Annotated in this window: 20 protein-coding genes and 5 pseudogenes; 9 read left to right on the plus strand and 16 right to left on the minus strand. The window is 57.7% G+C overall.

From position 1 onward, the window contains the following. Nucleotides 1-105: 105 nt before the first annotated feature. From FOM02_RS47245 to FOM02_RS29780, 3 genes are all read right to left on the minus strand, one after another. Nucleotides 106-339: a type II toxin-antitoxin system antitoxin SocA domain-containing protein gene (locus tag FOM02_RS47245; RefSeq protein WP_416207720.1), complete on the minus strand. Its 234-nt coding sequence runs from the start codon at nucleotides 337-339 to the stop codon at nucleotides 106-108. A 419-nt stretch (nucleotides 340-758) separates the two neighbouring features. Further along, the gene (locus FOM02_RS29775) at nucleotides 759-1,022 is read right to left on the minus strand and encodes a hypothetical protein (RefSeq protein WP_265440369.1); all 264 of its coding nucleotides are present in this window, start codon (nucleotides 1,020-1,022) and stop codon (nucleotides 759-761) included. Between the two features lie 1,442 nt (nucleotides 1,023-2,464). After that, nucleotides 2,465-2,659: a hypothetical protein gene (locus FOM02_RS29780; RefSeq protein WP_265440370.1), complete on the minus strand. Its 195-nt coding sequence runs from the start codon at nucleotides 2,657-2,659 to the stop codon at nucleotides 2,465-2,467. A 444-nt stretch (nucleotides 2,660-3,103) separates the two neighbouring features. Here FOM02_RS29780 and FOM02_RS29785 point away from each other — a divergent pair, with 444 nt between their 5' ends. Further along, entirely contained in the window at nucleotides 3,104-5,575 is a 2,472-nt protein-coding gene (locus tag FOM02_RS29785) for a putative bifunctional diguanylate cyclase/phosphodiesterase (RefSeq protein WP_265440371.1), read from the plus strand. Nucleotides 5,576-5,728: 153 nt separating this feature from the next. On the opposite strand, the pseudogene FOM02_RS29790 reads toward FOM02_RS29785, so the two are convergent. Next, a pseudogene (locus tag FOM02_RS29790) lies at nucleotides 5,729-6,479 on the minus strand (polysaccharide deacetylase family protein). Between the two features lie 26 nt (nucleotides 6,480-6,505). Here FOM02_RS29790 and FOM02_RS29795 point away from each other — a divergent pair. Both FOM02_RS29795 and FOM02_RS29800 read left to right on the plus strand, forming a co-directional pair. Then, nucleotides 6,506-6,715, plus strand: a pseudogene (locus FOM02_RS29795) (FAD-dependent oxidoreductase); the annotation flags it as partial. A gap of 141 nt (nucleotides 6,716-6,856) precedes the next feature. Continuing rightward, nucleotides 6,857-8,356: pseudogene (locus FOM02_RS29800) on the plus strand (CoA-acylating methylmalonate-semialdehyde dehydrogenase). Between the two features lie 380 nt (nucleotides 8,357-8,736). Here FOM02_RS29800 and FOM02_RS29805 read toward each other — a convergent pair. From FOM02_RS29805 to FOM02_RS29850, 11 genes and pseudogenes are all read right to left on the minus strand, one after another. Next, nucleotides 8,737-9,084 carry a TfoX/Sxy family protein gene (locus FOM02_RS29805; protein ID WP_265440372.1) on the minus strand — a complete coding sequence of 116 codons (348 nt, stop codon included), beginning with the start codon at nucleotides 9,082-9,084 and terminating at the stop codon, nucleotides 8,737-8,739. 37 nt (nucleotides 9,085-9,121) lie between these two features. Next, entirely contained in the window at nucleotides 9,122-9,451 is a 330-nt protein-coding gene (locus FOM02_RS47250) for a zinc-binding dehydrogenase (protein ID WP_416207791.1), read from the minus strand. After that, nucleotides 9,418-9,600 (minus strand): annotated as a pseudogene (locus FOM02_RS47255) (NADPH:quinone reductase); the annotation flags it as partial. The pseudogene FOM02_RS47255 and the gene FOM02_RS47250, both read right to left, overlap by 34 nt. 1,605 nt (nucleotides 9,601-11,205) lie before the next feature. Next, entirely contained in the window at nucleotides 11,206-11,769 is a 564-nt protein-coding gene (locus tag FOM02_RS29815) for a MarR family winged helix-turn-helix transcriptional regulator (RefSeq protein WP_265440373.1), read from the minus strand. A 356-nt stretch (nucleotides 11,770-12,125) separates the two neighbouring features. Continuing rightward, a complete protein-coding gene (locus FOM02_RS29820; RefSeq protein WP_322596997.1) occupies nucleotides 12,126-12,953 on the minus strand; it encodes an amidase family protein in 828 nt (275 codons plus the stop codon). Continuing rightward, the gene (locus tag FOM02_RS29825; protein WP_265440374.1) at nucleotides 12,899-13,231 is read right to left on the minus strand and encodes an amidase family protein; all 333 of its coding nucleotides are present in this window, start codon (nucleotides 13,229-13,231) and stop codon (nucleotides 12,899-12,901) included. Before FOM02_RS29825 ends, FOM02_RS29820 begins: the two co-directional genes overlap by 55 nt. Nucleotides 13,232-13,293: 62 nt before the next feature. Further along, nucleotides 13,294-13,827 carry a flavin reductase family protein gene (locus FOM02_RS29830; RefSeq protein ID WP_265440375.1) on the minus strand — a complete coding sequence of 178 codons (534 nt, stop codon included), beginning with the start codon at nucleotides 13,825-13,827 and terminating at the stop codon, nucleotides 13,294-13,296. A gap of 9 nt (nucleotides 13,828-13,836) precedes the next feature. Next, nucleotides 13,837-14,769, minus strand: coding sequence for an ABC transporter substrate-binding protein (locus FOM02_RS29835; protein WP_265440376.1), 933 nt, complete (start codon nucleotides 14,767-14,769; stop codon nucleotides 13,837-13,839). Between the two features lie 8 nt (nucleotides 14,770-14,777). After that, on the minus strand, nucleotides 14,778-15,617 hold the full coding sequence (locus FOM02_RS29840) for an SDR family NAD(P)-dependent oxidoreductase (protein WP_265440377.1): 840 nt from the start codon (nucleotides 15,615-15,617) through the stop codon (nucleotides 14,778-14,780). Nucleotides 15,618-15,630: 13 nt separating this feature from the next. Further along, nucleotides 15,631-16,023 (minus strand): cupin, encoded by a 393-nt coding sequence (locus FOM02_RS29845; RefSeq protein ID WP_265440378.1) that lies wholly within the window; start codon nucleotides 16,021-16,023, stop codon nucleotides 15,631-15,633. Nucleotides 16,024-16,031: 8 nt separating this feature from the next. Beyond that, nucleotides 16,032-16,724, minus strand: coding sequence for a DUF2848 domain-containing protein (locus tag FOM02_RS29850; protein WP_265440379.1), 693 nt, complete (start codon nucleotides 16,722-16,724; stop codon nucleotides 16,032-16,034). 164 nt (nucleotides 16,725-16,888) lie between these two features. Here FOM02_RS29850 and FOM02_RS29855 point away from each other — a divergent pair, with 164 nt between their 5' ends. From FOM02_RS29855 to FOM02_RS29865, 3 genes and pseudogenes are all read left to right on the plus strand, one after another. Continuing rightward, the gene (locus tag FOM02_RS29855) at nucleotides 16,889-18,382 is read left to right on the plus strand and encodes a 4-hydroxyphenylacetate 3-hydroxylase family protein (protein WP_265440380.1); all 1,494 of its coding nucleotides are present in this window, start codon (nucleotides 16,889-16,891) and stop codon (nucleotides 18,380-18,382) included. 441 nt (nucleotides 18,383-18,823) lie between these two features. Continuing rightward, on the plus strand, nucleotides 18,824-19,351 hold the full coding sequence (locus FOM02_RS29860; RefSeq protein WP_265440381.1) for a hypothetical protein: 528 nt from the start codon (nucleotides 18,824-18,826) through the stop codon (nucleotides 19,349-19,351). Then, nucleotides 19,297-20,151, plus strand: a pseudogene (locus tag FOM02_RS29865) (IS630 family transposase); the annotation flags it as partial. The gene FOM02_RS29860 and the pseudogene FOM02_RS29865, both read left to right, overlap by 55 nt. A 1,140-nt stretch (nucleotides 20,152-21,291) precedes the next feature. Here the strand turns inward: FOM02_RS29865 and FOM02_RS29870 are convergent. After that, the gene (locus FOM02_RS29870) at nucleotides 21,292-22,008 is read right to left on the minus strand and encodes a dienelactone hydrolase family protein (protein ID WP_265440382.1); all 717 of its coding nucleotides are present in this window, start codon (nucleotides 22,006-22,008) and stop codon (nucleotides 21,292-21,294) included. A 108-nt stretch (nucleotides 22,009-22,116) separates the two neighbouring features. On the opposite strand from FOM02_RS29870, the gene FOM02_RS29875 reads away from it, so the two are divergent. The 3 genes from FOM02_RS29875 (at nucleotide 22,117) to FOM02_RS29885 (ending at nucleotide 25,419) form a co-directional block, all read left to right on the plus strand. Continuing rightward, on the plus strand, nucleotides 22,117-23,295 hold the full coding sequence (locus FOM02_RS29875) for a CaiB/BaiF CoA transferase family protein (protein ID WP_265440383.1): 1,179 nt from the start codon (nucleotides 22,117-22,119) through the stop codon (nucleotides 23,293-23,295). Nucleotides 23,296-23,345: 50 nt separating this feature from the next. Continuing rightward, complete coding sequence (locus tag FOM02_RS29880) at nucleotides 23,346-24,095, plus strand: citryl-CoA lyase (RefSeq protein WP_265440384.1); 750 nt, start codon at nucleotides 23,346-23,348, stop codon at nucleotides 24,093-24,095. Nucleotides 24,096-24,213: 118 nt separating this feature from the next. Next, entirely contained in the window at nucleotides 24,214-25,419 is a 1,206-nt protein-coding gene (locus tag FOM02_RS29885; protein ID WP_265440385.1) for an ABC transporter substrate-binding protein, read from the plus strand. Nucleotides 25,420-25,438 lie beyond the last annotated feature (19 nt).

Below are 25,438 nucleotides of genomic sequence, written 5' to 3' on the forward strand. Positions count from 1 at the left end.
CGGGTCGCGTCGCCTGCAAGGCGTGGCCAAGCCATCCAAGCTCTTTTTTGAAGTACTGTGCTGGTGCAGGAATTCCGTCTCGCCTGAAACGACTATCGTCCGGGTTCACCATGAACACCCGAACGTCGCCAGTCGCTGGATCAATCTCGCGAGCATAGCCTTGGATCGTGTTCGATCGGTCGCCTTGAATTCGCGATACAGCGACGCAAGCACGGGCCCACAGGGCCATGCCTGGAAATGCTCGCCCACAGCCGGAGCGCCGCGTGTAGCAAGGGACCACCCGTGCAGGCGGTACACGAGGGATCGATATCGCGAATACTCTCGTGGCTCGTGTGACACAAAAATGAGTACGCAACGTGGGCGGGTACGTACGCCATATGATCAACATATCGATTCTGCGTGCTAGAATAGCTTAAATACGGCGTGCCTTTCATGGCGTTAGATAGCCGTTGCAGGAGTCCGCTTTTTGTAGGGGCCGCGCTTTTTTCGAGGTTCGCCGGTGCGGGCCGCGCCGCGCTCGCGACGGCCGAAGAGAGGTCTGATCAGCGCACCGATGAGACCTCCGAGTGTGAGACCACCCAGGACCAGAAATAGCAAATCGAGATATTGCATAGTCGCGCGTACTGTGAAAACCGCAGTCTTAATGACGAGTCAGGATGAATAGCTGCAGATCTTTGGCGTTTGCGCGGGATTTGTTCGAATTTTTCTGATTCGCAATCTTGATTGAGCAATGATTGCCCGATAGCCGCGCGCGCCATTCAGTCGACGTCATCGAGAATGATGTGGTTACCGTCCACGCTGTTTGTCAGACTATTTGGTTCGAACCGCATCAGCTTCCCGGTCTTCGAATAGCCGATCATGGCGTTGCCGCCGTGGATGAACTCGATCTTATGGATGACGAACTTACCCTCCGTCGAAAGATCGTAGCTGCCCACGCGCAAAATATTGGCGAGTGTTATCTTCCGGATGGGATCCACTTTGACCGTAACCGTACCTTCGGATTCGATCCGCGTACCGACCACAGTCTCGGTGACCGCAATGGGTTGATCGCCACTGATTTTAGCCTCGCCTGAGCTCCCCGTCTGAAATCAGAGTAAGGCACTAGCCACCGACAATTGCAGGGCCAATCGAGCATGGCACTCGGGGGCTGTAGTGCTCGAGCAGTGCAAGCTGCGATCATCGATAGAAGCCGACAATGTAGCGGATTGCGACGAATGTGCCAACGGCAACTGCGGCTGTGATAGCGATTGAAAACGCTACTCGCGCCAAAAACTGGCCGGGGCTTAGTCCGTCCCATGAACTCATTTTCATGCTTTGCGTTCTAAACTCGGATTTTGGCCTGAGGCGTCAAGGCCTTCAGTTAGGTGTGCGCGTAGATCCAGTCTCAGACCGATTGGGACAATCGACCACGATACTGACCACTCACCAGGTCGTGACCATATGCCTGTCTGCGTTGTCCATGTATTTTCGGATGTTGGCATATAGCGCCTCAGCTGTCGATGGTGCTTGGATGAACCACACGGAATCGAGGCCCATCGTCTTAGTGTGACCCTAGCGTGAAATGTGATCGATGAGGTTGTGTCGCGCCTGCGTATAGTTCGCCCTATATTTGTTTAGATACCAAGTGACCAAGTACACAGCCATTACTGATTTCCATAGCTCACGTGATGCGCTCAGAATGAGCGTACCACACGCACTATGCGAGTAATCGGCGGAAGTGGGAATACACGCGCAGCGAATCATCGCGCGCGCTCGTAGGCGGCCGTGAGTGAGCCGAAGTGACGAACCACCGTGCCCCACGAAGGCAGGTCAGAGTCATGGGAAATCCTGCGATCCACCAGACGGGGGCAGCGTGACGATCGATGCAGCGTATCTGGCGAAGAGCGACGTCATCATCCGGGAGCGCTTGCAAAAGGCGGGCGTGCGCCTTGCACATCTGCTCGATAGTGTTTTTGCAGATTGACGCCGGCGGATGAGCTCGCAACACAGGCACGGTGAGCGATGGACGCAGGGCTGACGTTATGGGGCCTGTACATCCCGGTGGATGTCCTCCTCACCTCGATTGCGCTCTATGTGGTCGTCTCGACCACTCTGATTATTCTCGTTCCGGTCTATGCGGTACCCATCGATCGCGCGGTAGGTGAAGACGGCAGGCTTATTCCAATTCTGCCGGAGGACCTGGGCAAGATCATCGAGATGCGTTCGAAGGTCCGCTCCGCTGTCTTGCAGACGCTTGGGGGCCTCGCCGTCTTCGGACCGTCGTCGCGAGCCTCCAGGCATCCGCGGGACCGAAGACGCGTTCAATCAGAAAAAGGCCGAGCTCTTCGCCTCGGCCGCGCGGGCTCCGAACCAGCCGTCGCATCCGTCGCCAGCAGCGGCTTGATATTTGATGCGCACTGTCAGCCAGCAACAGTGAGCGAAACCAACTCAGGCTCCTTAACCAGGCCAGGGCAACCCAGACGCGTTATTGATTGCGGATCGCTTTGATGGAAGGCTGTACAGTCAAGCGATAAAGCACGAGGTGAGCCGCTCCGAGCTCCTCGATCAGTGTGCCGCAAGCAGGGCAGTGGTAGTTTCCTTGGATGCCGCGTTCAGACGTAAGCTCAAGACGGCGAAAGCCAGCACCGCATCCAAAGCACGTCACATCGCTCTTTTTCATGCGTGGCCTCCTCGCGCTGGCAATCGTCACATTTCTTTAACATGCGCTTCGTTATCGCGCATCTCCCTGGGAGGGCCTTTCAAGCACAATCAACGACCTGCTGACGCCTGCGACCGTCATAAATAGTGGTCGCATAAATCCGACATCCGAAAAAAAAATCGAACGAAACTGACGGCGCTCCTTTGTAGAATGCGTGACGCTCAAATCATTAGCTACGAAGCTTCTCGTCGTCATCGCGACACTGGCAACGCTTTTCGTCGAATTCTGCCTTATCACCGCAGAGTTTCTGCGTTGTGAGGCGCGAAAGACGATCGGGCCCGATGTTCCAGGCAACGCCATCGATCAGCAGGGCTAGAGCGCGACCGTCTCGTCTTTTAACAGCGAATTAAGCCAAGCTGGATTTTATGCCACCCGGGCAGGAAGCTTAGGTCAGTGGGGCGTGTGATGAGTGCTGCTAACAGGCAATCCGTGGAATCAGATACCAGGCTGCTCAATGACATGCCAATCCTGCGGCGCAAGTGGCAAGCTGCGCTCGAGCCCGGCGAAACGCTTCCCCGCTATGAAAATGTGCTGTTGGGGAGCCTCGGGCGGCTTGCGGATCATCTTGTGCTGCTCAAGTGTGACAATGGCGCGTTTACTGTTTCGCGCACTGGCCGTTATGTGCAGAACTGGTTGGGCGATGCCCGCTGGGACATTCCGCTTGATGCGTTGCGTCCAGACTGCGCGACAGCCCTCACCGGGGCGGCCTCGAATTCGATTGCAAACAACCATCCCTATCTCGCAAGCGCTCATTGCGTGCAAGCCGGCATGGTGCGGACCTACGACGTGCTGGCGCTGCCTACCTTATCGCGTTGGGCCGGTACGCTGGTCGGCGTCTATGTCAACGAGCGCGCTACAGAATACAATCTGATCGATGCAATCTTTTGCAAGACCGACGATGGCGTTATCTCGCTCTCGACCGTTCGCGATCCCGCAGGCAGGCCATTTGATTTTCAAGTTGTGCACCACAATCAGGCAGCCGCAAGGCTCCTCGGTGTGGAAGAGGGCAGCTTGCTGTGGCAGCGCCTCGGCAATTCAGACCATCTGCTTTGTTCGGAAGAGGTGATGGAGCGCTTGGTCGCCGCGGTCGCGAATGAATTCGGCGACCAATTCGAGCTCGAATACGGTGATCAGAGCCTGCGCTTGCGCCTCAGTGCCTTCGGAGACATCGTGTCCGTGGTCATTTCCGACGTTACGTCGTTTAAGCGCCGGGATGCCTCGTTCAGGTTGCTGTTCGACAGTAATCCGATGCCGATGTGGGCGTTAGATCCCGAGACAATGGACTTCGTGAGGGTCAATGACGCCGCAGTGCAGCACTATGGCTATGCTCGCGAGACCTTCCTGCGAATGAAAGTTCAGGAGATCTGGCCAGATGACGAGCGGGTCAGCTATACGCGGGCGCTGCGAGAAGCGGGCGACATCTCTCAGTCTGAACATCCCTGGCGCCATGTCAGGGCTGATGGCACTGAGATTTCTGCGCTGACCTTTGGGCGGCGCCTTATGATCGAGGGACGCGAGGGCTATCTGGTTGTGGTGGTCGACATCACCGAACGGCGCAAGGCCGAGGCCCGCATCGCCCATATGGCACTTCACGACGGGTTGACCAACCTGGCCAACCGCGCACTCCACCAGAGGTGGCTCGCAGAGGCACTCGAAAGCGCTAATGCAGTCGGCAACCGCGTCGCGGCGCTGTGTATCGACCTCGACCTCTTCAAGAACGTCAACGATTCGTTCGGCCACCTCATCGGCGATCGCCTGCTCGAGCAAGTGGCCGACCGGTTGCGGTCCAGGGTGGCCGGCAACAATCTGGCGGCACGGCTCGGCGGCGACGAATTTTCGATCATTCTCACGGATGATACCTCGCCGACGCATGTGAGCCAATTCGCGGGCGACCTGATCAGAACATTGAGTGCGCCATACGAGATTGACGATAACGAGGTCATTATCGGTGCCTCGGTCGGAATCGCGCTGTCACCAGGCGACGGCGCGAGCAGCGCCGAGTTGATGCGTAACGCCGATATCGCGCTCTATCGCGCCAAAGAGGATGGCCGCGGAACGCATCGCTTTTTCGAGCGGGAGATGGATCAGCAGGTGCAGCGACGGCGCGAGATGGAGCTTGATTTGCGCCGCGCCTTTGCCAGCAGCGAGTTCGAGCTCTACTATCAGCCCCTGGTCGAGATCGCGAGCGACAAGATCTCAGGTTTTGAAGCGCTTCTGCGCTGGCCGCACCCAGGGAAGGGCATGATCTCGCCGGCCGAATTCATTCCCCTTGCGGAAGAAATGGGGCTGATCGGGCCCCTCGGAGAATGGGTGCTGCGCGAAGCCTGTAAAGAGGCGGTAAAGTGGCCTTTAGAGATCAAGGTCGCGGTCAACCTGTCGCCGGTGCAATTCCGTAGCCGCAATCTGGTTCAGGTGGTGATTTCAGCGCTGGCGAATTCCGGCTTGGCCCCGAAGCGGCTCGAGCTTGAAATCACCGAATCTGTATTTCTGGCGGAGACGGAGGCAAACCTTGCGATCCTGCACCAGCTCCGCGAGCTCGGCGTCTCAATATCGCTGGATGACTTTGGAACGGGCTATTCGAGCCTCAGCTACTTGCGCAGCTTTCCCTTCGACAAGATCAAGATTGATCGCTCTTTTGTCAAGGATTTGGCGAAACGCTCCGATTGCGGGGCCATCGTGCGAGCAATCTCGGGCCTCGGCCGGAGCCTCAACATCACGACCACAGCGGAAGGGGTGGAGACCACGGAGCAGCTCGATTGGCTTCGGGCCGAAGGTTGCAACGAGGTGCAAGGATTCTTGTTCAGCGGTGCCAGGCCAGCCGACGAAGTGGGGCAGCTCTTGTTTCGCTTTGGCGCAAGGGCGTCCAGGGCGGCATGATCGCCATGCCGCAGGAACAGCTTCGTCACGTTGAGGCTTGGCAAATCGAACGAGATCAGGCCATGAGGTCGCCCGTAGCCGTCTCTGAACCCAGGAGGTGATCTCCGACACTTCTCGCGCGCCTTCACTGCGGGAAGGCGTGGTGCCAAGACGTCAATGGGCTTCAGCGCTCTTGGCGGCAGCCGGCACTAGATGGCACGATCCGATACGCGTTCTGATGCGGGTAGCGCAGGAACGCAGGCAGCATGGCCGCCGTCCGCGTCTGCGCATCATGCAGCAGAATGATGCCCTTACGAGCGGCCTCGAGCCGCTCGATCAGGATTGTGAGCTCCTGCTCTGGAGTTATGTTCTCCCAATCGCTCGCCCAAAGGTCAGCTCCGAACACGACAATTCCGCGCGCCTGCAAGAGATCGAGCGTCGCGGGTGTCGCGTCGAAGTAGGGGAACCGGAAGAGCGGTGTCGGGGGCATTTTGGTGGACACACCGTTGAGCGCCCATTTCGACAGCGGAGATACCGCGCTCGATGTCCTCTTTCGCCTGCTCGAACGAGATTTTCGACATCATCGGATGCGACCAGCTGTGGTGGGCGACGGTGTGCCCCTGGCCGGCCTACGCCGCACGAGTTCGGGAAATTCCGCCGAGGATCGGCCGACCAGAAAGAACGTGGCTCGCGCGCGTTCCTGTGCGAGCGCAGCCAGCACCTTATCCGTGTTTGGCGGCTGCGGTCCGTCATCGAAGGCGAGGACGACTTCATAGTCCGCCAGAGGAAGCGTCTCTGGAAAGTTATTCAGCCCGACGCGCGGGAAGAGCGCGGCATCGACAGCGAGCACCCGCGCCGTGCCGAGCGCATCCCGCCGATTGCAGCTCGTCTGAGACGCCAGTACCGGCGAGCAACGCCAGCCCAACGCAGCCGATGCGAAAAGCTAATGATGTTGAGGCGTCGAGAGTGGCGGCATGGGCAGGCCTGCGCCCCATGATGCCTAACATGATGCCTGTGGTTCGTGCCGGATCGCGCCCAGGTATCTTCTATAATACCGGACACGGACATCTTGGCTGGACGCTCTCGGCGGCTACGGCGGAGCTTCTTGCCGAGTTGATTGGGCCGATTCGGGCTCACGGCGAGAGGCGATCAGCCGCATAGCGCGATGCGATGAACGGGCGACACACAGATAGCTCTGTCGGCCCGTTGATTGTTTTGACGGCAAAGATCGACGAGATCGTCAACATTCTCGCCAGCTCTCATTTCAAGATCTTCTAACAACCCTAGACTCGGAGTAAATGCATGCCAATTTCGATTGGTCACTATATCGGCGGTCGTCGCTACGCGGGTGAAGGTTCCGCAGACAAGGCGTATTCAACCCCGCGACCGGCGAGCAAACCGGCGTTCTCGCACTCGCATGCAAGTCCGACGTTGATCTTGCTGTGGCTGCGGCGACCGATGTGGCCGACGCCTGGGCCGCGACCACACCGCTGCGGCGGGCGCGGATTTTGAACCGATTCCTCCGGATTCTCGAAGAGCGCATCTCCGAACTTGCGAGTCTGATCAATGCTGAGCACGGCAAGGTACACGCGGACGCTGTAGGCGAAATTCAGCGTGGCATGGAAGTCGTTGAGTTCGCGACCGGCGCGCCGCAGCTACTCAAGGGCGAGGTTACTGAGAACGTCGGCTCTCGCGTCGGCAGCCATTCCTTGAGGCAGCCGCTCGGCATTGTGGCGGGCATCACGCCGTTCAATTTCCCGGCGATGGTGCCGATGTGGATGTTCCCGGTCGCGCTCGCATGCGGCAACTGCTTCATTCTCAAGCCGTCTGAGCGCGATCCGTCGGCTTCGCTCTTGATCGCCGACTGGTTAAAGGAGGCTGGGCTCCCGGACGGTGTTTTCAACGTTGTCCAGGGCGACAAGGAGGCGGTCGACGCGCTGCTGCACCATCCAGACATCTCGGCAGTTAGCTTCGTTGGATCGACGCCTATCGCCAGGTACATTTACGAAACGGCTGCGAAAACTGGTAAGCGCTGCCAGGCGCTCCGGCGGAGCGAAGAATCACATGATTATTCTGCCGGACGCTGACCTTGACCAAGCCGTCGATGCGCTGATGGGGGCGGCCTATGGTTCGGCCGGCGAGCGCTGCATGGCTATCTCAGTCGCGGTACCGGTTGGCGAAAGGACGGCGGACGAGCTCATCGCACGGCTAACCCCGAAGGTCCGTGGCCTCAAGATCGGACCAGGAACGGATCCCGAGGCGGAAATGGGCCCGCTGGTGACCCAGCAACATCTCAGAAAAGTCACCGAATACATCGATTCCGGCGTTGACGACGGCGCCAAGCTTGTTGTCGACGGCCGGAACTTCAAGATGCAGGGTTACGAGAAAGGCTACTTCATCGGCGGATCCCTATTCGACAACGTCAAGCCCCGCATGAAAATCTACAAAGAGGAAATCTTCGGCCCCGTTCTCGCGGTCGTGCGAGCAAAAGACTACGGTGAAGCAGCCGGTCTCATCAACAAGCATGAGTTCGGCAATGGCACCGCGATCTTTACGCATGATGGCGATGCCGCGCGCGAGTTCGCTCACCAGATCAAGGTCGGCATGGTCGGAATCAACGTCCCGATCCCCGTGCCAATGGCCTTCCATTCATTCGGCGGCTGGAAGGCTTCGCTGTTTGGCGACCACCACATGCACGGGCCAGAAGGGGTACGCTTTTACACGCGACTGAAGACCATTACATCGAGGTGGCCCACCGGAATTCGCCCTGGCGCCGACTACATCATGCCGACTATGACGTAGGCCTGTTACACATCGCGCGAATCCCGCTATGCCGTCGTCGCCTCTGAACCGGCGGCGTATCCCTTGAGCATCAAGATATGCACCGCTTAATTTGGCATGCTTGACCGTCTCGCGGGATTGACCGCGAAGCCGACGGGGTCCGGATGTCGGAAATCGAGGGGGCTACGATGTTGAGCAACGCAGCTAAGAACTTGCCGGCGGGTCGCGTCGGACAGCCCGACAACATCGTGATGCAGTGTTCTTCTAGCGATGTCGCTGTTTGCGACCGGTTCGACCGCTTTTGTCGATAGCGGACGGGAGCGTTCAAATTACTTGCGGTCGCAGCAACGTCGCGGATCGCAATCTCTGTTCAGGATCACCTGGGCCACCTCGTAACAGTATTACATCTTTCCGCTCTTTGCGGCCTGATAGGCGCGGTCGGCCCACGCACTCAGCTTGTCCCCATCTTCGAGCACATCGGCCGGAACTTCCCAGTAGGACTTGAGCGCCTGGTCTATCCCCCTGCTCACATAGCCCAGTGGGTGAGACTTCGCCGCCTCGTATTTTCCGCGAGAATCATCATCGACCTTAAAGTACAGGGCTCCATGCCACACCATCGCGAAGACACGGCCGTTTCTGTAGAGCGCTACGGCGCCGAACAGGGGCCGTGTCGTGATCTTCCCCCAATCCGATAGTTGGTCGACGTAATGATCGACCAAGTGCTTTGTCCGTTCGGGTTGTTTCGACAACTGTTTGTCCTTTCTGAATCAAATGTGGAGGCTGAGCTCAATCGAGCATGACGACATGCTTGCCTGGCGTGGTCCCCGCTTCCAGATCGGACTGTGCTCGGCGGACCTGCTTGAGGCCGTGATAGACTTTCGCGACGGGGACTTTCAGACGGCCCTCTGCGATCGCCTTCAGCTGCTTGTCGAAAGCGGCGGGCGGTAGGTCGGTGGCCTGGCCGCCGTAGGCGGTGAGCCTCACCCCGAATGGGATGTAGCTGAGCGGATTGAAGGAGGGATTACCCAATTGCCCGAAAGTGCCCCCGTGAAGCAGGCCGTGCCGTGAGTCCGTGTCGCCTGAAGCGTGTCTTGCAAAGTCAATCCGCCGACTAATTCCAGAGCCGCATCGACTCCCTTCGGAAACAGTGCGCGAACGCCCTGCACGATGTTTCCACCATCGAGTATCGGGTAATCGGCTCCGAAGTCGCGCAGCACTTCTAGGTGCTCGGGGCGGCGAGTGGTGGAGACTACGACCACGCCCATCTCCTTTGTTATTGCCGCGGCTGATAGGCCGACCGTCGACGTGCCACCAAGAACCAGCAGCGACTGTCCACGGCGTAAGTCGAGCCCCTTTGAGAGAGAGCCATAGGTGGAACATCTCTGGTAGTGCGCCGACGACGAACGAGCGCCCCATGCCGCCCATCATAGTGGCCACCTGCTGGCAGGGTTTTAGATGAGTGCCCGGCGCTTGGTCGACGAGGCCGACGCATTCGATTCGCGGCATCGCGAAATCGGGGCCGGAGAGGCCCTTGCGGCTGGTAACCTCCGACTCGTTGACACCGAAGGTGTTCACGCGGATGCGTACCCACCCCGGCGGAGGCTGTGGCAACGGAACGTCCTTCACGACGAGTGTATCCACGCCGCCAGGTTCTGAGAGCACGATGGCTCGCATGGTCCTCGTCACGTTGACTCCGATGGGTTACAGTCGTTTCGCCTAGGGCATTGTCAACAACCCTGCGAAAGGCGACATTGACTGCTCGAACCGGGATTTAAAGCGCGCCGCCCCGACGGGCGGCAGAGTTCCTGAGCGGCGCCAATTTTGGGATGATATCTGACGCGCGTAACAGCCCTGCGTCCTATTCGGCGCCCGGAAGGAGCGACGCAACGGACGACCAGCAAGCGAGCCCGTATCGCGATTAGGGCACCTCGCAATTAACGTGCTGTCGGTCGCCACGATAACGGAGGACCGCATTTCTGAAGCTTAAGATCGAACGGAGTGAGGATGCGTTGACGCGCTCAACTGGCATGATATCGAAATCCCCGGCGCTTGTTCTGACCAAGAAGGATTATCAAACGTAGGTAGTCAAGTAAACTAGTCCGGAAAGCGACCGGATTCAGCCACTGGCGCGGAGGGTTGGCTCGTACCATGCTGGATGTCACAGTCAAGACGAGCACCGGCATTTGCGTCCGTCCAATCCTGGGCCCAGCTTTTGTTGGATCTCCGTGGGTAGGCTCTCTGAGCGAGAGTCCGACGTCATCACGACCAACCATTCTTCAGCGAGCGGCCAGCTGCCTACTGCGTTGCCCGATGGGGTGCTCTATCACTGCGGCATTTTTCGCGAGGCCGAGAAGGGGATCCCAATTCGCTGGATCGCTCGCAAAGGTGAATGTGCCCGTTGAACACAGATGTTACGAGGCTATGGTCTATGGATTTGTATCGCTAGGGGCCTTGTTACCTGAGGCGGACAAAGCGCTGTCTGGTTGTGGGCAGAAGCTCGCTGCGGCCCTATCTGATGAAGCGGACCAGGCTGCCGGACCGATCGTCAGCCGATCAATGTAAGGAGACCCGTGTTGCCATACACGACGAACTCAGTAATCGAGGGTCAGTGAAAGGTTTGGAGCAGTGTCTGGCTTCGAACGTAATCATGTTCGGTCTCCGCGAACCGGTTGCGCACTGTCAGCCGCGAGGAGGTGAGGGGAACGGGCGCTCGGTCGCTGTCGGCGGATAGCGGTTTCGAAGGCTGTCAAAGACTGTCGTACTGGATCTGAAAAGGAGTTGACCGCGCAGTAACAAAGGCGCAACGGATCGTCTTAAGACGCCGTTGCGCGCAGCTGGGAATACCGGAAGGCGAGGCCGTGAGCGTAACTCTACAGTTTGGCTCCGACATAGAACATCAGTATTGAAAGCGCGCTCTCGCGCTCACTAGGCGTAAGTTGGCCAGCGAAGTAGTCAACGTGGAACTTCACCTTCTCGTCGATCGCGTGGAGGAGCTCTTTGCCTGAGTCGGTTACACCAACGAAGGTGACCCTTTGATCTTGATCGTCGCGCCTGCGATCTGCCAAACCTTTTTCAACCAACGTCCTAACCAGCGTCGAAGCAAAGGCCGGAGGTATATCGAGCCGAGCGGCGATCTGATTTACCTGCAGATGCATTTCAGCGCTGCCGTAGATCTGGATGAGAGCCTGATGGGCCAACGGGTCTATCCCGAAGGCTCTTGCCTGATCTTCGACTATGCGGAAGGCCTTACGTAGAACATAGCGAGCTTCTGCCACTCCTATGAAATACGTGTGTTTATTTTCCGTCTCGCGAGATTTTTTTGCTGCGTTCCTTCGGCGCCTCAGTCGTTCAAGATCGAGTGGTTGAGGAGTAAAGGCGGTAGACGGAGCAGGTTCTCTGGCGCGCTCTTCGGCTCTTTTTGCTTTAGTTGCCATATCCGTTCTTTCCAGTTCCGTTCTTTCCAGTCGGTGCAGCCGAGTCGGCTACGTCAGTCCGGCAAATAACATGGATACTCAAGGTAAGTAAGTGAATTTACGTAGATATATTTGCCAGATGCGTCATATCAACGTCACCCGCCCTTGAAACGCACAGCATTAATGCCGTTCTCGACCTCTGCGGCCAACGAAAGTAGCGGCCAATCGCCACGGCCGGCCCCTATTAGCATCAGGCCGACAGGAGCTGTTGCGGGTTCATGGCAAGGCAGGTTGATCGCGCAGCCGTCCAATGCATTAACGATGGTTGTGTTTCGGAGCATCAGAAGATTGGCGCGGGAATACGCGTCGTCGCTCGTCTAGAGCTCGACGATTCGGGGCGCAATAGTCGGGACGGTCGGTGCCAGGACGGCATCGAATCCCGTCAGCTCTCGCTCCCATTCGGAGATTAGGCGCGTCCTCAGCTGAAGGCGGCGGATATAGTCGGCGGCCCGGTGTTTAGCACCTCGTTCCATTCGAGAGCGTACCCGCGGATCGTAGGCGGATCCCTTTCGTCCGAGCAGTGTTTCATGCCATTCGAATGCCTCAGCAGCCACGATACCCCCGTCCTGCATGATCTCGGCCATGTTAGCGACCGCCCTGCTGTGGCGTTCAACCAGCTTGAATCCCAAATCAGACACAAGGTTGAGCGTTTGCTCGTAAGTCCGGGCGACCTGAGCATCGAGAAATTCCAAGACCTGGTTCTTCAGCACCATGAAGGTAGCGGGGTGGCGCATGGAGGGCGGCTGAGGCGATACATTCTGACCGGACAACACGCGGTAGAGCCGTGCGCATTCGCTGACGCTGGGAGCTAGCGGCCCGACCGAAACAAATGAGGGGGAGAGAGGAAGAGTGCCTTGCAAAGGTACCGTTCGGGCCGTCGGTTTGAACCCAACGAGACCACATAGTGCCGCCGGAATCCGCATCGAGCCACCGGTATCGGTACCAATAGCCGCTTCGGCCATTCGATCAGTAACCGATATTGCGGCGCCGGACGAGGATCCGCCTGGGATGCGCCGTTGGTCTCGTTCCCATGGATTGGCTGGCGTTCCGAAGTGCGGATTAAGCCCGAGGCCGCTAAAGGCGAATTCGGTCATGGTCGTGCGTCCGACGATAATCGCGCCTGCCTCGCGAAGGCGCCGGACGATCTCCGCGTCGCGTGGGCAGGCTCCTCGCCCGTTCTCGCGCGCGAGCCGGCGCGCGCCACCTCACCTGTGACGTCGAACAGGTCCTTAATTGAGACGACCATTCCTGCCAGTGGAGGCAACTCAATCCCGAGAGCGAGCGCCTGATCGAAATGGTCGGCAGTAAGCTTGGCTTCGTCCGCGTAAATTCGCGTAAAAGCATTAGAACCTTCGCCCCTGGGGTTTGCCGCGTTCTCAAGGCAATGCTCCACCTTGGCGCGAATTGTTGGTGCCAGCGCCATGCGCTCCTCCATTTCGGCGAAATCAGCTCGTGCTTGAACTCTTGTCGTAGGGTCCTTCAGTATCACCAGCCGTGGAGAGCGAAATCAATGTCCGGTGATGCTGGGGCTGTGGAGGCTCGCACGATGGCGCTGTAACTGCCACGGAAGAAGAGCAGCGGGCCCGCGCCGGCAGTTCGAGTTTCAAACCGCGACACCCTGCAGACGAATATGTCGTGATCCCCTCCGTCGTAAGTAGCGTAGGCGGCGCATTCGAAATATGCGAGCCAGTCGGGCAACAATGGCGATCCGTTTTGCATGCGGCCGACCGTCAGATCCGCCCATTTGTCGCCTCCGCTCTTCGCAAATCGGTTCGAAAGGTCCTTCTTGTCTTCCGGCAAGATGATAACGCCGTAGTTTGCGGCCGATCGCCACTGATCGATTCCGAGGGCGCGCCGGGACAAGCTGAACAATATTAACGGCGGGTCCAGAGATACCGAATTGAAGGAGCTTACGGTGGCCCCAAGACGTCCTTGAGGCGTTTCAGCGCTAATGATGGCAACGCCGGTTGCGAATGACCCGAGAGCATCTCGAAAGGCGCGAGAGTCGAAGCTTTCCATCTGGCCCGCCTAGATTTGTTTTGGTTGCCATAACGATTGAAAGCGCGTCGCCACTACGTCATCATAGGCCGGCGCACCATTTAAAATACCGCCCCTGCGGCAAAAGACGTTCATGCCTTCCACGAACGTTCTTGAGATTCCTGCCGAATATTGTGGAATGTCGCGGCGGATTAAATCGCTTATCAGCTTCGCTTCCGTAGCGGGGAATACTTTGGCGGCGACTTCAGCAGCTTTCTCTGGAGCGGCCTTGAGGATCTCCTGGGTACGAACGATAGCTCTCACAACCGCCTCGACCTGCTGTGGATCTGTCGCGATCTTCCGTTCAGTCGTCGCGATTGAAGCCATGGTATAGTTGAAGCATTCCGCCGGTCCGTCGCCCCGGCGCACATCGATGACCACGGATCCGGCTCCAGAACGTACAGCTGTTTCTGCGCCCATTCCGTTTGCCCAGAAGCCGTCAATCAGACCCTTCTCAAGGGCATGAGCTGCCGTGAGACCGAAGTTTACGGTCTTACCGATGGCGCCGGGCACTGGTGCGATCTGGACCCCGTCCCTGTTGAGGTCGATTCCCCCGGCGATGAGCAGCTGGCGAAGTCCCATGTCAACCCAAGGCGCGGCACCTATTCTCCGCCCCTTTACGATCGACAGATCGTTCCGCTGCGGGCTGAGATCCTTGCGCATGACCAGAAACCAATACATCCCTTGGCCTTGCGCGCAGACGAGCTTGACATCGTTCCACTCGGGAAACGCGCTAAGCGCCGAATGAGCCGAACCTGCAACGAAGTCTAGGTCTCCGTTCCTCAGGGCTGCGTAGGCACGGTCCACAGGGAAGACGAGCTCAATTTCGGCATTCACTCCTTCCTCCCTCATAATTCCAAGCTCGACGGCCGCGACAGCCGGAAAGTATGAATTCGAGATGAGATCGGGCACTCCGATTTTCATGCGGATACTCACAGTTGAGCGGAAGGGAAGACCGACTGAGCGCCTAGCTGAGGCCAAGCAACGGGCGCGCTGGCCTCGGCCAGCCGACGCTCGAGAGGCAGTTGAGGATTCCACCTGCGGGCGATCAAACGAAGTCCGTTGATCTGATCCGCTTCGTCAGAGCAGAGCCAGATCAAAGGCGCACGCATTTGTTCGGGCTGGATTAACTTGTCGGCTGGCAGGCCGTTTTCTGACGGCACCTGGCGTGTGTTTACCGGGCCTCCTGGAACCAGAACGTTGGCCGTCACACCAGTCCCGTCCACGTCTCCAGCCATGATCCGTGATGCAGCTTCCAATGCAGCCTTGCACGGTCCATAACTTCCAATGCCGGGGCGATACATCGTGTCAAGGCTCGTGGTGATATTCACTATTCGGCCCCAACCTCGTTCAAGCATAGGCTTCACGAAGGTTCGAGACATGAGTTGAGGCCCGAATACGTTTACACGAAGCATAGCGAGCCAGAGTTCGTCACTTACCTCCCAGAACTTTGCCCTGTCAGTGAGATACCGGCTCGAGATGCTCTCGGGCCCGATGGCTGCATTGTTCACGAGAACGTCGACGCCCCCGAAGTGACTCTCCGCCTCGACTTTCAGTGCTTTAGCCGACGCCGGGTCCGCAACGTCCACTGCCCGGGTAAGGACCTGCCCACCCTTGGCTTTGAGTTGCGCACCCGTTGCAGCCAACGCCTGTGCGTCAATATCGACAAGGACAAGATTTGCGCCGATTTCGGCTAAACCTTCCGCCATTGATCGGCCGATCCCGCGCGCGGCGCCTGTAATGAGGGCCGTCTTGCCCTTGAGCGACATCATGCAAACACGCCCGTCACTTGTTGGTTGGCTTTTCGCTGAAATAATGCAGCTCGAACAGCACGCATCCTCCGTTTGACTTGAACGGCCCATGGTAAGCCCCCGGGGGACGACAAGCATAGGTATTCGGAGCGAATGCCGTGCCTCCATTGCCCGATTTGTCATTGCCGACGGTCAAGTCACCTGAAATGAGGAACACCTCTTCCCAGTACTCATGCACGAACGGATCGGTCGTAAAGACGCCAGGATCGAATCGGAGCAGGCGGCTCCTGCCGCCCGTCTTGCGGTCTTCGTTGAAATCGCTCGCGAGAATCTTCTGCTTGATGCCCTCTGGATACCCGGGCGGTGTTTCCCAGCCGCTCTGCAGATCAAGCGTGTGGAATTCGAGATGAGGTTTACCATTCGACATATTCGTGCTCACTCCGTTGGCAGGGCCTTGACGGTATAGCTGTGATGGAGAGCCCTCCCGAGAACCGGGTCTGCTAACTCCAGCTCGTAAGCATCGCCGTGTTCGATGGCTCCATGTACAGGTAAGGTCCCACAGAACATTGCGGTCGACATCGGCAGCCCGGTGCCCGCACCAAAGCAACGGGCCATCAGGTCCTGAGGATGGCGCATCGCTTTTAGCGATCCTTCCTGATACAGCCGGCGCTCGCCGTTTATGACAGCGTAGGAACGCAGTTGGAGTTCGTCCCAGTGATCCTCGACGTCCGCCAGAAGCCACCAGCTGCGGCCAATCGGCTTGGGACAGGACTGCTTTGAAATCGTGATGCCAATGGTTTCGATCTTGCGATCGGTATGATCCGAACCCAAGCCGAGGCAAACGCCTTCTTTCAGCCGCATCAAGACCGGCTCAACTTCTCCACTCGAATTGTTGCCGACGACTTCGACTACTTCATCGGTCGTGAGCAACGATGAGGCGACCCTATAGAAGATCGGGGTCGTCCTCGGCCGCGGCACTCCCAATCTCTCGAGTTCCTCGATGTGCGCCTCTAGCGCAGCTTCATCGCGACCGGTCCAGCCAGCAACGATCAATTCGCCGATTGTCGCCCTTACGAGATCGGCCGATCCTCCTCGCTGTGACACGATAAGCGCTTCGAACTTCGTCACTTTCCGCCACTCCGCCACGTGTTTCTTCGCGGTCCATCCGCGCAGTGCAATGCAAATGAACTGACAGAGCCGCTCTTTTCAGTTGAAATCGAACGCTAAGTAGAATACCTATGTTAGATGACGTATGTCAAAACATTTCTCTTGCCACCAAATGGAGCTCGCCAGTGAACCCTCAGCCCAAGAGCATTACTGCTTCGTCCGCCGGCGGCCTACGTTCCGGTCGCGATTTCCTGGAGTCGCTGAACGATGGGCGCCAGGTCTTTCTGGACGGTGAGCTGGTCAAGGACGTTACGAAGCACCCGTCTCTGGCTCGAACGGCTCATACGATTGCCGGCTTGTTTGATCTTGCGGCTGAGCCCGGCCTGAGGGATCGCATGACCTTTACGAGTCCAAAGACTGGACAGCCGGTGCTTCGGGCTTACCAGATCCCGAAGACGGCTGAAGATCTGCGGGCCCGCCGCTTGTTCTCAGAGGTGTGGGCCGAGGCAACCTTCGGGCTGATGGGACGAACCCCTGATCACGTGGCGGGCTTTTTTTGCGGCTATGCGGCCGTTCCAGAGGTCTTCAAGGCTGGCGGCGCTCAGTTCGCTGCGAACGTCGTGAACTTCTACGAGAAGATGCGCGATAATCATCTCTATGCTAGCTACGCAATCGTTCCCCCGCAGATCGATCGGAGTAAGCCGGCTCACAAACAGGCTGACCCAACATTGTATGCTGGGATCGTGGCCGAAAGGGACGGAGGCATCGTCTTAAAGGGCGCCCAGCAGCTGGCAACCGGTGGCCTATATTCGGATTATATCTATCTTAGCTGCATCCATCCGCTTCAGCCTGGAGACGAGAATTACGCTAATGGCGTCATGATTCTGGCCAACGCTCCGGGACTGAAGCTGTATCCGCGTCGTCCTTTCGGCGCGGTGGCGTCGAATTCACTCGACTACCCGCTGTCCGGGCGCTTCGATGAGCCTGACTGCTTCGTCGTTCTGGACGATGTATTTGTTCCCTGGGAGAACGTCTTCATTCATCGCAACATCGATGTATGCCGGGATCAGTGGTGGAAGACGCCGGCTCATGCGTACGGGAACTGTCAAGCTCAAACCCGGTACGCCGTGAAACTGCGCTTCATGATCGGCCTGGCCAAGCGTATTAATGAGCTGTCCGGAAACGATAGCAATCCGGCGGTCCAGGTGCAGATGGGCGAGCTGGCTTCGCTCGTTTCTCTTGTCGAGAACATGCTGCTGTCGCAAGAGGTGACGGCATCCATCGATTCCAGTGGCGTGCTTTGGCCTTCCAAGACGGCGCTGTATTCAATTATGGCTCTGCAATCCGAGTTGAACGCCCGGATGCTCGAGATTATTCGCGAGTTGAGCGGCGCCGCGATGATCACGCTGCCGTCGTCGGCGGCGGATTTCGAAAACGCCGAGATGAACGCTGATATTGAGCGCTATATGCAGTCGGGAGCGGCGGACGCCAAAACGCGTGTTGCCGTAATGCGTATGGCTTGGGACTTCATCGGATCGGAGTTCGGAAGTCGTCAGCAGCAGTATGAGAAGTTCTACGGCGGAGCATCGTTTCTGGTGAAGCAGAACATGTTCCGGAATTACGATTTCAAGAGGGCGACCGGACTCGTTGAGAAGGCGCTCGGTCTTCCGGCCTTTTGACGGTCCAGCGTTCGGGGTGGGCGACCCGCCCCCGACGCGCTCCAGCAAAATAGTGCGTTTCGCTGTGGGGAGTCCAAATGTTAACGCCGTCTGCCAAGCGGTCTTTTGCGAGAATTGCGATTCTGGCGAGCCTGTCGCTGTCGGACCTTGCGGCGATAGGTCTATTTCTGGAGCCGATCGCACTCAAAGAACGTATGATGCTGCAGAAGCCCAGGAAAGCTCAAGACCACATCTATTTCATTGGATCCGGCGTCGCTTCGCTAAGGATGGTCGCCGGTGGCATAATAGGGCGTGTACTCATAAAAACGCAGATGCCTAAGCATATGAGCACGTACTCACAAAGAAGTGGCTGGGAGAACTTGGCTCGCCGCATCGACGTTAGAGCGGTTCCCCCGGCCGACAGCGCCGAAGCATTCTCATAACCCCCTAGAGGAGCGCGCGATGTCCTGGAAGTCGAAGCCGAGCTGGTACGTGGTGGCCGACAAGCACAGCAATCCCCTCCAACCGGAGGTTCAAGGTTTCGTCGCAAAACCCAAGGGCACGAGTGTCTTCGAGACCGACGGCAGCTGCGTCCTCAAGCTGGTCCGGCCCGAGCTCGTACTCGACGTGATCCGCAAGGCGATAAACGCCGTTGAGCGTGTAAGACGTCGCAAAGTGCATCGCACCCGTTCCAGCCAACCAAGGGAAAATCCGGGCGATGCGAACGGCGAAGCGCCATTGCAGACCTCAGCGGATTTCGTGGACACCTATAGTGCTCTCGTCAACGCGCTCACAGCGACGATCATGAATGCAGAGGCAGGGTTAAGCTGGCTGAGCGCTCAACCACCGGATCTTGAAGAAGTCCGGCGAACTCTCAATACCATCGCTAACGACGGTGAGCGAATGGGCGAAATTGCAGTTCGACTTCGAGCGCCGAAGCCCGCCCTGGCCGCCCTCGAACCATCGACGACCATCAGGTTGCTGAGGTAATCGAGCGGACATTGCGTACGACGCCGCCCGACGCGACGCACTGGTCGATCGGCTCGATGGCTGCGGAAAATGGCTTTTCTCACACCACGATCCGCCGAATGTGGACCGCGTTCGGCTTGCAGCCGCACCGCAGCCAGACATTCAAGCTGTCGAGCGATCCGCTGTTCGTCGACAAGGTGCGCGATATTGTCGGGCTTTACCTGTCCCCGCCGAACCGAGCCCTTGTGCTCAGCATCGATGAGAAAAGCCAGATTCAGGCACTCGATCGCGAGCAGCCGGTCTTGCCGATGTTGCCTGGCGTACCGGAACGTCGCACGCACAGCAATGTGCGACATGGCACGACCACGCTGTTTGCTGCACTCGATGTCGCCTCGGGTTTTGTCATCGGCAAATGCTACAAGCGTCACCGGGCGGTCGAGTTCTTGAAGTTCCTCAAAGAGATCGACGCTCAAGTCCCTGAAGGGCTCAATGTCCATATCGTCATGGACAATTACGCCACCCACAAGCCCAAGTTCAAAACGTGGCTCGCCCGCCGGCCGCATTATCATGTCCATTTCACGCCGACTTCCGCGTCATGGATCAATCCGGTCGAGCGCTGGTTCGCTGAGCTCACCAGAAAGCAAATCCAGCGAGGTGTTCACACCTCCGTCAGGCAGCTCGAGGGCCGACATCCGTACCTTCATCGACCTGCACAACAACAACCCGAAGCCCTTCAAATGGACCAAGTCCGCAGACCAGATTTGGCTTCTGTCAAACGCTTCTGTCACAAAGCTCAGCTAACTTCATGTGGCGAACTTTAGATTCACGTGACTAGAAACGGCTTTGGTGGGGGACCGCGGGGTGGTCGGGGCGTTGTTCTTGTTCGGGTTTCATCTTCCTACCTATCAATCCGTCGTTCTCTTTCCAGGACACGCGCTGACAGTCAGAATCGATGATCTGCGCCGCGTCATGGAGGAGCATCCCCAATGGCGTCTCCAATCATTCGTTCAAGCGTTGGGGTTGCACTGCGCTCAAAGCGGATTTTGCGGCGTACGGCACTGCCTCGAAGAACGCCTGGCATGTTGGATGTGTCTTGCATGTGATGCCTCTCGCGGGCAGTTGCTTCCAGTAACGCATGATTATCTTTCAGCGTTTCTGGGGTTGCGTCGGCCCATCCTCGCACGCCGATCGAACTCAGTCGCTATCTGCACCCGGCAGGCTTCAATCTTGGATTCGTAGGCCTGGCCCGCGGCAAGACGCTCTTGCGGAACGTGAATGAGACTATCGAGAGCGCACTGCGGGACGGTACGGTCGAGCGATTGGCTTCGGATGCTGGACTTACCTATCTTTCGCCAAGCGAACCCCTGGTACGGGCCGTTCCATCCTTCGCAGATCTGGCGACTGGTAGCGCGGTAAGTGATGCGACCGGAAAATGGAAATAGTCCTTCCGGTCCCGACGCATCAGTACGCTGTGAAGGGAGCGAAGTGTCGCAAGCGAAGAGCCGTCGAAACGCCGATTGGCATGGAGATCAGTATGCTCGTCCGACCGCGGCACGAACCCACCTGTCACGGATGCCAACAAAAAATTGCACGATTCTAAAATGACGGCTAACGCGTATCCAAGATTGCTTGGTGTTCCGGTGCCGGCCTCTTCGTCTTTTTGAGCTCGTGCCACAAACGCAGAGGCGCATGAGAAGCTATGCATGCCGGTTTGGGCAGACGGCTGATACGACAGAGCGTGCCGAGGCACATCCGATCGACAACGCCGAACCGCCTCATCGGTGCGATGCACGCAAGTGTTTGGAGCCCGGAGCCCATGTGAACGATGATGCACTTAGACTCGTCACTCTGGGTGCTTGCGTCGTGGTGATCATGGCCGCAATAGTTCTGATCCTGGGCGTATAGAGATCAGATCAGACTGACCACGGCTTTATAGGAGGCACAAACGTCACTCTTTCATATCACCCAATATGCTGCCGAAGGAAGCTCACGATGCGTGACCTGGCAAGACGATGAGCCTTCTCGTTGAATCGGTCCGTCCGGAACCGATTATAGAATGCATGCTCCGCATCGGGATAAGTATAGAACTCGTCGTTCGGCGCTGCTCTCTCCGTCACGATTTCACGAATCCGGTTGATCGTGACCATGGGATTGTGATTGTCATTTTCACCAAAGTGGAATTGCATCGGGCTTCTCGCCTTCCTGATCTCCTCACCGAGCGAGTCGAGCCGCACTCCGTACATCGAGACCATACACGCCACTTCGGTGAGCGAAGCGGAGCGAACTGCCAGGCGACCTCCAAGGCAAAAGCCCACGAGGCCCGGTCGCGACGACTGCTTCAAGTAGTTTGCAAGCCACTCAAGGCTTGAGCAAATATCAGTCGTTCCGACACGTTCGTCGAAGCGCTCGGAGAAATCGACTGCCGCTTGTCTTTGGGCTGGATCTTCGCCGTTACCGAGGTCGAGGTCTCGCTGCATTCGCCAATAGATATCGGGCACTAGGGCGGCATAGCCCTCGGTCGCAAAATCGTCGGCAATGGCGCGCATGGCTGGCGTAACGCCGAAGATCTCCTGCAGAACGACTACTCCGCCGCGAGGGGCTTCCCGCGGCAGGGCGAGGTAGCCGCCCATATAGGAGTTGTCGATTTTGATTTTTGCAACCGTCGATGTGGCTTTCATGGCGACCCAGCGCTCCATCCGAAAAAGAATATATGTCGACAAAGGTAGTTTTCCAATATATCCTTTCTGAATTGGCGGTGAAATGCAACCAAATCGAGCGGGCTAATCATGGACAAGGACGCGCGCAGCTCCCTCACAGGTATTAGGATCATCGAGCTCACTGCGATGATCACTGGACCGCTTGCAGGTACTATGCTTGCCGATCTGGGGGCAGACGTCATCAAGGTGGAAAATCCCCCCGATGGAGATCCCTTTAGGTCATTTCGCGGGGGGAACTATAGCCCCTACTTCTGCACGTATAATCGGAACAAGAGGAGCGTTGTTCTCAACCTCAAGGGCGAGAAGGGCCGCGAAGCATTCCTCAAGCTGATTGGGACCGCCGACGTTCTTATCGAAAACTTTCGAGCAGGCGTCATGGACCGGCTGGGCCTCGGGGTAGCACGCCTGCGCGAGGCGAATCCGCGCCTCATAATTTGTTCGATCACCGGGTTCGGCGACACGGGGCCTTATGCCGATCGTCCCGCGTATGATGCGGTCGGCCAGGCGCTGAGCGGGATCTCGGGCCTGATGCTCGGGGCAGAGGGGCAAATCACAGGGCCCTCTGTAGTCGACAATCTTACCGGCATGTATGCGAGTTACGCCGTCCTCGGGGCATTGTTTGAGCGCGAAAGAACGGGCGTGGCGAGGACGATTCAGCTGAACATGCTGGAATCGGCCATCGCCTTCATCGCGGATCCGTTTGCGAATTATACCATGGCCGGGATCAGGCCGGATCCGTTGATGCGAGTGAGGGCCTCGCAATCTTACGCGCTGCGCTGCAGCGATGGAGCGCTTTTGGCGATCCATATGTCCTCGCCTACCAAATTCTGGGTTGGTGTCCAGAAGGCGTTCGATCGATCTGACTTGGGTTCTGATCCAAGGTTCGAGAGCCGCGCTGGCCGTATGGAGAATTACGAGCAGCTGGCGCAGGAACTCGGAGCTACGGCCAAGACTCAAGAACGGAAATATTGGATTGATCGGCTGGTCGAGAATGATGTCCCTCATGCTCCGATCCTTACCTTGCAAGAGGTAATGGATGATTCCCAAGTGCGTCATCTCGAGACGTTTACCGAGATCAACCATGCTGTGCATGGTCCGCACATCACCATCAGGCGTCCGGTCCGGTACGATGGAAGCCGTGCGGACCAGCCGTTAAATGCTGCTCCCGACCTCAATGAGCACGCAGCTGAGGTTCTCGGTCCACTTGGCTACTCCGCGGAAGCGATAGCTGATTTGCAACGCGGCTAATGAAATCGACGCTCTCGCGCAAACAGTATCCGAGCTTAGAAAGGTAGCGAATGGCCACAACTAGGATTGGCAGTCATCCGAACGATGTCGCTCGTCTCCGAATGAGAGGGTGCGATGCGCTGTCTCACGTCGTCGGCGAGATGACCTTTACGCAGGGGTTCTATTTTATCGTGACGGGGCGTCGCCCGACGGAGGCCCAGACCAAGGTCCTCGATGCAGCGCTTTTGATCCTCATGGATCATGGGCTCACGCCCGGGGCGCTCGTCGCCCGCCTGGTGGCAGATTCAAATCCAGACGACGTGCAAATTCCCTTGGCTGCTGGCATTCTGATGGTAGGTAACCGCTTTGCGGGTACGATGACGGGTGCTGGTCGCATCTTGAGCGACGGAATGGCCTTTGAAGGCGACAAGGCTGTCTGGGCCGATCAGGTGGTCCAAGATTTCAAGAAGCAAAAACGGCGCATTCCCGGCTTCGGTCACCAGCAATACACTTCAGGCGATCCCAGGGCTGAACGTCTCTTCAAGATTGCCGGTGACGCGGGAGTGAAGGGCGACTACATCGCGCTGATCAAGTTACTAAGCGCGGCTATCGACAAGGATGCCAAGCGACACATTACGCTCAACGTAACAGGCGCTTTAGGTGCCGTTCTTCACGAAATAGAGTTTCCGGTCGGGGCCATGCGGTCGGTTGCGGCCGTCGGACGCTGCGCAGGGCTGGCGGCTCACATCGAGGAAGAGCGGCAATCGCCTGTCGCACCCGAGCTCTTCAATTTCGGCGAAACGATCTCTTACATCGATTGAATTGCGTGGTCTCCTCTGTTCGTCAAATAGGTATGTTGACTAAACTATTAAACGAAGCTAGATAGGGTGCCATAGAGATATAGTGCCAACGGTGGCTCCATTCTCAGGGGAGGTTGTAATGTCAATAAGCAGAAGGTCGCTTTTGGTCAGTTCAGCTGCCGTTTCCGGGGGCGCTTTACTGCCGGCCTTTCTTAGGCCTGCTAGAGCAGAGGCCGGCCCGATCCGGATTGGGGTTCCGACGGGAATTACCGGAAACTGGGCGGCGCTGGGTCAGCAGGTGCAGCGGTCGTGCCGCCTGTTCGCCAAGACCGTGAATGCCAAAGGTGGCATCAATGGCCGGCCGGTGGAATTCATCTATGAGGATACACAGGGCGATCCTGCTGCGTGTGTGCGCAAGGTGACGGAGCTTGTCGAGCGCGGCGGGGTGAATCTGATCACTGGCATCATTTCGAGCCCAGAGTCGCTGGCAGTGATGCCGCGTCTCAACGACTGGAATACTGTCTACGTCGGAAGCATTAGCGGGGTTGGGTCAATGACTGCCGCCAACTTTGTCCCGAATGCATTCCGTTCATGTACGTCCGGGCCTATGCGCGCGAGGACGATTGCTCTCTGGCTGGCAGACTCGCCTAAGAAGCGTCACTTCGCGATCGCGCAGGATTATGCTTGGGGCAAAAGCAGCGTGGCGACGTTCGAGAAGCTCATATCGGACCTTAAGAAGGAGCTCGTAGGACAAGTACTGTCGCCCTTAGGCACTAAAGATTATTCCAGCTTCATTGCCAGGATTAGGGAAGCCAATCCCGAAGTTCTCTACATCGCGATGAGCGGAGATGATGCGACAGCCTTCCTTAAGCAGGCTGCTCAGTACCGTTTGGCGGATCGAATGCAACTTGTAACGGAGGTCTTGGATATTCTGAATATTAAGCCTCTAGGAGATGCTGCGGTCGGATTGTACGGCGTTAGTCAATACAATTTTGGATATGACGCGCCCGGGAATGCCGAGTTCGTCCGGTTGTTCACGGCCGAGTACAACGAGGTTCCTGACACCTATGAGGGTGAACAATGGCAGGCGTTAGCGTTCCTGGCTGAGGCAATCCGCCGAAGCAACTCGACGGACGCGGCCGCTGTGCGTGGTGCTCTCGAAGGGCTGGAAATCGATAGCGTCAAGGGCAAAGTGAAAATGCGAGCCTGCGATCACCAGGCTGAGCAGCAGGTATTCATCGCTAAGGTTGAGAAGACCGAGCAGGTGGCCTACCCGGTGCCCAAGATCGGCAAGGCCTATGCAATTGATGCGGTGATGCCAGGGTGCCGTAAGGACACTTATTGAGGCGCGGAGACCCGGCTTC

Source organism: Bradyrhizobium sp. SEMIA (assembly GCF_014844175.1).
In the GTDB taxonomy this organism is placed as follows: Bacteria; Pseudomonadota; Alphaproteobacteria; order Rhizobiales; family Xanthobacteraceae; genus Bradyrhizobium; species Bradyrhizobium arachidis.

What these genes read in the sequence shown, in the direction of transcription:
- FOM02_RS29780 (WP_265440370.1), bottom strand. Translation starts at nt 2,659, where the DNA reads ATGAAAAAGAGCGATGTGACGTGCTTTGGATGCGGTGCTGGCTTTCGC.
- FOM02_RS29785 (WP_265440371.1), top strand. Translation starts at nt 3,104, where the DNA reads ATGAGTGCTGCTAACAGGCAATCCGTGGAATCAGATACCAGGCTGCTC.
- FOM02_RS29815 (WP_265440373.1), bottom strand. Translation starts at nt 11,769, where the DNA reads ATGGCAACTAAAGCAAAAAGAGCCGAAGAGCGCGCCAGAGAACCTGCT.
- FOM02_RS29825 (WP_265440374.1), bottom strand. Translation starts at nt 13,231, where the DNA reads ATGGCGCTGGCACCAACAATTCGCGCCAAGGTGGAGCATTGCCTTGAG.
- FOM02_RS29830 (WP_265440375.1), bottom strand. Translation starts at nt 13,827, where the DNA reads ATGGAAAGCTTCGACTCTCGCGCCTTTCGAGATGCTCTCGGGTCATTC.
- FOM02_RS29835 (WP_265440376.1), bottom strand. Translation starts at nt 14,769, where the DNA reads ATGAAAATCGGAGTGCCCGATCTCATCTCGAATTCATACTTTCCGGCT.
- FOM02_RS29840 (WP_265440377.1), bottom strand. Translation starts at nt 15,617, where the DNA reads ATGATGTCGCTCAAGGGCAAGACGGCCCTCATTACAGGCGCCGCGCGC.
- FOM02_RS29845 (WP_265440378.1), bottom strand. Translation starts at nt 16,023, where the DNA reads ATGTCGAATGGTAAACCTCATCTCGAATTCCACACGCTTGATCTGCAG.
- FOM02_RS29860 (WP_265440381.1), top strand. Translation starts at nt 18,824, where the DNA reads ATGTCCTGGAAGTCGAAGCCGAGCTGGTACGTGGTGGCCGACAAGCAC.
- FOM02_RS29870 (WP_265440382.1), bottom strand. Translation starts at nt 22,008, where the DNA reads ATGAAAGCCACATCGACGGTTGCAAAAATCAAAATCGACAACTCCTAT.
- FOM02_RS29875 (WP_265440383.1), top strand. Translation starts at nt 22,117, where the DNA reads ATGGACAAGGACGCGCGCAGCTCCCTCACAGGTATTAGGATCATCGAG.
- FOM02_RS29880 (WP_265440384.1), top strand. Translation starts at nt 23,346, where the DNA reads ATGGCCACAACTAGGATTGGCAGTCATCCGAACGATGTCGCTCGTCTC.
- FOM02_RS29885 (WP_265440385.1), top strand. Translation starts at nt 24,214, where the DNA reads ATGTCAATAAGCAGAAGGTCGCTTTTGGTCAGTTCAGCTGCCGTTTCC.